This window comes from Rhizobacter sp. (genome assembly GCA_021153565.1).
Taxonomy (GTDB): domain Bacteria; phylum Pseudomonadota; class Gammaproteobacteria; order Burkholderiales; family Burkholderiaceae_C; genus Albitalea.
The window spans coordinates 1-5,707 of record JAJKJU010000100.1 but is presented as its reverse complement, the minus strand read 5'-3'; the positions used below and the strand labels follow the sequence as shown (position 1 = coordinate 5,707).

8 protein-coding genes are annotated in these 5,707 nt (G+C 63.2%); 5 read left to right on the top strand and 3 right to left on the bottom strand.

Annotation, left to right across the window (positions count from 1 at the left end; all coding sequences use genetic code 11):
* The 3 genes from AC30NL_RS06260 to AC30NL_RS06250 all read right to left on the bottom strand — a co-directional run.
* Positions 1-408: IS66 family transposase (locus AC30NL_RS06260; protein ID WP_489463149.1), on the bottom strand; the 408-nt coding region annotated here is incomplete at its 3' end.
* A 156-nt stretch (positions 409-564) separates the two neighbouring features.
* A complete protein-coding gene (gene tnpB / locus AC30NL_RS06255) occupies positions 565-858 on the bottom strand; it encodes an IS66 family insertion sequence element accessory protein TnpB (protein WP_489463148.1) in 294 nt (97 codons plus the stop codon).
* A 201-nt stretch (positions 859-1,059) separates the two neighbouring features.
* Complete coding sequence (locus tag AC30NL_RS06250) at positions 1,060-1,242, bottom strand: hypothetical protein (protein WP_489463147.1); 183 nt, start codon at positions 1,240-1,242, stop codon at positions 1,060-1,062.
* Positions 1,243-1,611: 369 nt separating this feature from the next.
* On the opposite strand from AC30NL_RS06250, the gene AC30NL_RS06245 reads away from it, so the two are divergent.
* The 5 genes from AC30NL_RS06245 (at position 1,612) to AC30NL_RS06225 (ending at position 5,648) form a co-directional block, all read left to right on the top strand.
* Entirely contained in the window at positions 1,612-2,193 is a 582-nt protein-coding gene (locus tag AC30NL_RS06245) for a transposase family protein (RefSeq protein WP_489463146.1), read from the top strand.
* The gene (locus tag AC30NL_RS06240; RefSeq protein WP_489463150.1) at positions 2,127-3,137 is read left to right on the top strand and encodes a Mu transposase C-terminal domain-containing protein; all 1,011 of its coding nucleotides are present in this window, start codon (positions 2,127-2,129) and stop codon (positions 3,135-3,137) included. Before AC30NL_RS06245 ends, AC30NL_RS06240 begins: the two co-directional genes overlap by 67 nt.
* A 35-nt stretch (positions 3,138-3,172) precedes the next feature.
* Entirely contained in the window at positions 3,173-4,057 is an 885-nt protein-coding gene (locus AC30NL_RS06235; protein WP_489463145.1) for a TniB family NTP-binding protein, read from the top strand.
* Positions 4,054-5,121: a TniQ family protein gene (locus tag AC30NL_RS06230; protein ID WP_489463144.1), complete on the top strand. Its 1,068-nt coding sequence runs from the start codon at positions 4,054-4,056 to the stop codon at positions 5,119-5,121. Before AC30NL_RS06235 ends, AC30NL_RS06230 begins: the two co-directional genes overlap by 4 nt.
* Before the next feature lie 80 nt (positions 5,122-5,201).
* A complete protein-coding gene (locus AC30NL_RS06225; protein WP_489463143.1) occupies positions 5,202-5,648 on the top strand; it encodes a hypothetical protein in 447 nt (148 codons plus the stop codon).
* Positions 5,649-5,707 lie beyond the last annotated feature (59 nt).

Sequence of the window (5,707 nt, the reverse complement as noted above, 5' to 3'; positions counted from 1 at the left end):
GAAGAACTCCGCCGGAATGATGTCCAAGCGCTCGCTGATGTCCTCGCCGATGCGAAGCATCGCCTCGCCGCAGGAGCAGGCCGTGCTCTCGGGCTCCACGATCTGATCGACCCGCGGGAGGTGCGCTGGCAAGGCCTCGCGCTTGGGCTTGCGTTTGGGTGGGCGTTGCTCTGGCGCTGGCTTCGGGGCGCCCTCGGCCTGCAACGCTTCCAGTTGCGCCTCAAGGCTGGCCTGGTCCGCGGCCAGCGTCTCCTCGAAGATCTCGCGCTGCTCTGCGTTCATGCGCTCGGTCTTCGCGCCGAATCGCCACGCCCTCAGCCGTGCGAGCTCGAAGGTGATCTTCTCGATCTTCGCATCGCGCCACTTGATGGCTTGCGCCGCCCGAATAAAGCTGCTTGCGTTGCTCACCGATGTGGCTGTCTTGCTCCGAAATGTGAGCAAGCATCTGCTTTACAAGCTTCGAAACGTCCTCTGAGCCAAGACCGCTGAGGTCCTTGTTCTTGATTGCATGCACATCGAGCATGCGCCATTGTGCAAGCTGTATGCCTCATCAATTGAGGCTCGTCACATGCGTGTGATGACGCGTAATTGCTCAAGGCGTTGCCAAGGCAGGCCGAGCACCAGGGCATCGAATTGCTCAGCTGTCAGCGACACCGACGTCCCGTCGGTGGCATGTCGGGGCCATTCGAAGCTGCCGACATTCAGGCGCCTGGCCGCGCACCACACGCCGAATCCGTCGTGCACCATAAGCTTGATCCGGCTGGCTCTAGAGTTGCAAAACAGATAGCCATGATGTGCCGTTGCACCACCGAACACTTGAACCACTCGGGCGAGTAGTCGATCGCCGCCGGTGCGCATGTCCCATCGCGAGGACAAACAGGTGCAAGGTAAGCGTCTCGCCGGTACACCTTGATCGCTTCGGATCGGTTTGAATGACCCGAGCGCGGCTTTCCAAATTCAGGTCCACATCTTGCAGAGATTTCGTTGGTGGAGGGTATTCGCAGCCGGGTCCCCCAACTCGAGTATGGCGAAGGGCGCGGTGCCTGGGTGCGGCGGATCCTACAAGGAGGATGGTGCCGTGCGTGCGCTGCCCGAAGCCGCCCGAATCGCCGTGCTGGCCATCGCCACGGGTGCGCGTGAAGCGTCCTTGCGCAGAATGCCCGAGCTTTGCGACATCCCGGCGTCGAAAACCGGTTCCTTGCGCAGGTTATAGGCATAGGCCCCAGTCACCGCTCGAAGCACCGCGATCCGTTCCTCGTGTCGAAGAACGCAATAACTGCGACTATGAACGAATAATGTGCGACTGGTCGGCGCCGAGGAAATCAAGTGTTGGCGCGGCCTTGCCGCGTGATTGTTGTGTTTGTGAAGCCGTCGCGCCACTGCAACGCCATCCCGAGTTTGAACGCAAAAACTGCGACCACCTTGCATTTCAAACGCATAAACTGCGACTGTCTCGCACCGGCATAGGATCGCTGCAGTGGCACCCAAATCACTTCGAACAAGCTGCGAATCCGCAGCATCACTCCCAGCGCGCTCGAGACCTTCGATGACCGGCAATGGGAGCAGTTTGAGCGCGTAGCCCAGGCGATTCGATCGCTGGGCAGTACGCCCATGACGCACGCCCAGGCGGAGCGCCTCGCAAAGCGATTCGGCGTGCACCGGGCAACCGTCTACCGGTATCGCGCCCGGCTTCAAGAGATTGATGCGGCCTCGGCGGTAGCAGGCCGCAAGCGCGGCTGGAAGCCGTTCGCGTCGCGCCTATCGGCGCAGCAAGAAGAAGCTGTCGAAGATGCGATCAGAGTCATGCGCAAGAAAGCCGGTCCGCTGCGCGTGATCGATCTGGTCGAGGAAGTCGGCGCTCTGTGCCGCTTGAAGCAGATCCCCTGCCCTTCGCGGCCCACGATCGATCGCCGACTCAGGCGCGCCAAGGTCCGAGTCCATCGCCGTGGTGTCGCCACGCCAGGCACCGCCGACCCGAAGATCGCGCCCGGAACTTTCGTCGTTCAGCGCCCGCTCGACGTTGTAGCGATCGACCACACGCCGATGGACATCGTCGTGGTCGACGATCTGTATCGACAGCCGCTGGGCAAGCCCTACCTCACCATGGCCACGGACGTGGCGACCCGCTGCATCCTCGGCTTTGTGATCACGTTTGTGCCGCCCGGCGCCGGCACGGTGTCGCTCTGTGCCTGACGACGATCGTCGCCTCCAAGACCGACTGGCTGCTCAAGCTCGGTGTCGCCGGCGACTGGCCGATGTCCGGATTGCCGAAGTCGCTGCAGCTGGATGGCGCCGCCGAGTTCAAGAGCAAGGCCCTCAAGCGTGGCTGCGCCCAGTACGGCATCGAGCTCGTCCACCGCGAGCGACCGCACCACGGCGGGCACATCGAGCGGCTCATCGGCACGAAGATGAGCAAGCTCAAGGCGCTGCCCGGCGCCACGGGCGGCTCGCCGAAGGCCCGCCGCTCGTACGACCCGGACAAGCACGCCGCAATGACCCTCGGCGAGCTCGAATCTTGGTTCGCGCAGCAGATCGTCGGCCGATATCACCAGGAACCGCATCGTGGACTCAAAGGAGGAACGCCCAGCGGCGCCTGGGCGCTGCACACCAGCCAGCCCTTGCCGCCGAGCTCCCTCAAGCGGTTCCGGATCGACTTCCTCCCCGCCATCGCCCGCACGCTGCGGCGCGACGGCGTCGTGTTCGAGAACCTGCGCTACTGGCACCCGATTTTCACGCAGTGGCTGGGACAGGAGGAACGATTGACGCTGCATTTCGACCCCCGCAATCTGGCCACGCTATACGTCCCGCATGGCGACGACTACCTGGAGGTTCCGTTCGCTGACCTGCGCTTGCCGCCGGTGAGTCTGTGGGAAGTGCAGGCCGCCGCGCGCCACCTTCACCAGCTCGGCCAGAAGTCCATCAATTCGGCCTTGCTCATCGAGGCCATCGAGAAGCAGCGCGAGATCGTGCGCGGCGCCCAGGCCAAGACCAAAAAGATGCGGCGCAAGCAGCAAGCCGCTCAGCGCGGCCCGACGCCCAGCGGCATCGATCCGTTGGTAACCCCTGGAGCCAAGACCCCCGCAACTGGCACGGACTACAGCAAGCCGGCCAAGCCATTCAAGGGAGAGGTCTGGTGACGCGCTGAACGCGCCCGGATCGTGTTGAGGAAACCATGACGTCGACCAGCCACTTGGACCCCGAAGCGCTCGCAGCGCTGGACCTGTCCGACCAGCACCGGATTTCCTTCCTCGCAGAGGATCGATGGATCGACTATCACTATCCACGCGCACGCAAGGCGCTATTGGAACTCGAACGGCTCTTGGCATCGCCCAAGCGCACGCGCATGCCCAGTCTGCTGATCCACGGCGTATCCAACATCGGCAAGTCGATGATCATCCAGAAGTTTCTGCGCGACCACCCGCACAAGGAGTTCAACCCCGAGACTGGCATGCTACAGATCGACGTGTTGGCGGTCGAGATGCCGGCGGCGCCGACCGAGCGACGCTTCTACGGGCAGTTGCTGCTGGCGTTGAACGCGCCGTACCGACCGGGCGATCGTCTGGCCGCGGTCGAGTTCACGTCCCTCACGCTGCTGCGCCAGGTGAGCCCGAAGATCATCGTCGTCGATGAGGTGCACAACTTGCTCGCTGGCTCGGCGCGCGAGCAGCGCGCTTCGCTGAATCTGCTGAAGTTTCTGTCCAACCAGGTGCCCTGCTCGATCGTTGCCTTGGGTACCCGGGACGCGCTGGCGGCCGTGCAGACCGACCCTCAGATTTCGAGCCGTTTCCGCGGACTGGAGTTGCCGCGGTGGCAGGAGAACGACGACCTGCGCGGATTCCTGGCAGGCTTCGAACGCCAACTGCCGCTGCGTCATGCCTCTGGGATCTCCGACAACCCGGCGATCGTGAGTTTGATCATGAGCGTCACCAGCGGCGTCACCGGCGACATCACGGAGCTGTTGTCGCGCGCGGCCGAGGCAGCGATCCGAACGAAGCGCGAACGCATCACGGCCGAGCTGCTGGAGGCAACCGTCGGCAGGGTGAGCCTTCGGGCATGAGTGCGTCGCATGCCCTCTGGCACCCGGGTCTTCCCGTCGTGCCGCCTCCGGCGGACGACGAGTTGCTCGGCTCCTGGTTGATGAGGATCTCACAGGCCTACGGCTTGAGCCTGCGCAATCTGCTGGATCGCCTGGCCGTCCTGCGGACACAACGCCGGACGGCGCCGCCGTGGTACGAACTTCATCTAGACCACGTGCATGGGCCGCAGCTGTCCGCAGCGCTACATCGACCGCTCGATTCGCTATCGGGCATGGCAGCGCCGCAGTACGGTCGGCGCTGGACGACCGAGATGGGCTTCTGCGGCCAATGCCTGGACGAAGCGAGCTTGAACGGCGCGCCGCTTGGGTGGCAACGCAGCTGGATGCATCCGATGGCACTGGCCTGCGAGAAGCATCGTTCCTGGCTTGAACCGGTCACCGTCGCCCGCCTGCGCGAGATCCGAACGAGCAGCGATTTCCGGCAGCTGCCAAGAAGGAACATCGAATGGTCGGCGCCGGAGCTGCGACGGGAAGCGCTTCTGATTGACGGCGCGCTGTGGTTCCAGGCGCTCGTCTGCAAGCCGGCCGAGCATCCGCCGCCCTGGGGCAAGACCGAACCAGACCAACTCGCAAGAATCCTGCGCACCCTGATCCAGCTTCTGCTGTCGCCGGCCGCGGACGAAGCCGTTCATCATCAGCTCGGTCGTTCACCGAGGAACGTTCCCGAACGTCAGCAGCGATGGCCCTACCGCGCGCTCCGCGTCGACGACGGTATCAATCCGCCGATGACGTTGCCCACACCTGACCACCTGCGGCACCGCCAGTTCGTCCTGGGATTGCTCGGCTACTACCTTCGGCTCCCGCCCACCAACCGAGCGCCACGCGAGCCGCTCGCGAAGTTGATCGCCCGCGAGGTTCCGGTGTGGCAACTCGACCGATGGCCGGAAGCGGCTGCCAAGTGGGTGTCGCCGCCCTCGGCGAGAGCGAGACACCAGCCGTTGGCCGCAGCACGCAGGAAATCGCCGCCTCGGTCGCGGCAAATCGAGAAGAGATTTGCGGCGATCTTCGGCGTCGGGCGTCTGTAGCCGCGCGGCCAGTCGCAGCTTATTCGTTCACAGTCGCCGTTATTTCGTTCTTCGACAGCAAGAGTTTGGCGCAGGCAACAATGCTGCGCGACAAACTCAGGAAACGCCTTGCCGCATGCAAGCTGGAGATGAGTCCGAGCAAGACGAAAATCGTCTATTGCAAGGACCAGGAGCGCACGGAAACTTATCCTGAAATCGGCTTTGACTTTCTGGGGTACACGTTTCGTCCCCGCAAGTCTGTGACGAAAGATGGGGCGGTTTCTTTGAACTTTCTTCCAGCGATCAGCGGCAAAGCGGCCAAAGCGATCCGCCAAACGGTGCGTGACTGGGGGTTGAAACGCAAAACGCCCATTTCCCTTGAGGAAATTGCGAAGCGGATCAATCCGGTGGTGCGCCTTGCCAAATGGATTGCTCGTAAGCACAAGCGTGTGCACGGCAGTTTGGCGCAGGCCTTCGACTGGCTACGGCGAATTCGTCGTACCGTACCGGGGCTCTTTGCGCATTGGGACTTGGACTATCAAAGCTGAACGGTTCAACAACAAGAGCCGTATGAGGGGAGACTCTCACGTACGGTTCCGTGGGAGCG

Coding starts and splice junctions, on each gene's coding strand:
- tnpB (WP_489463148.1), bottom strand. CDS start 858: ATGCGCACCGGCGGCGATCGACTACTCGCCCGAGTGGTTCAAGTGTTC.
- AC30NL_RS06245 (WP_489463146.1), top strand. CDS start 1,612: ATGACGCACGCCCAGGCGGAGCGCCTCGCAAAGCGATTCGGCGTGCAC.
- AC30NL_RS06235 (WP_489463145.1), top strand. CDS start 3,173: ATGACGTCGACCAGCCACTTGGACCCCGAAGCGCTCGCAGCGCTGGAC.
- AC30NL_RS06230 (WP_489463144.1), top strand. CDS start 4,054: ATGAGTGCGTCGCATGCCCTCTGGCACCCGGGTCTTCCCGTCGTGCCG.
- AC30NL_RS06225 (WP_489463143.1), top strand. CDS start 5,202: ATGCTGCGCGACAAACTCAGGAAACGCCTTGCCGCATGCAAGCTGGAG.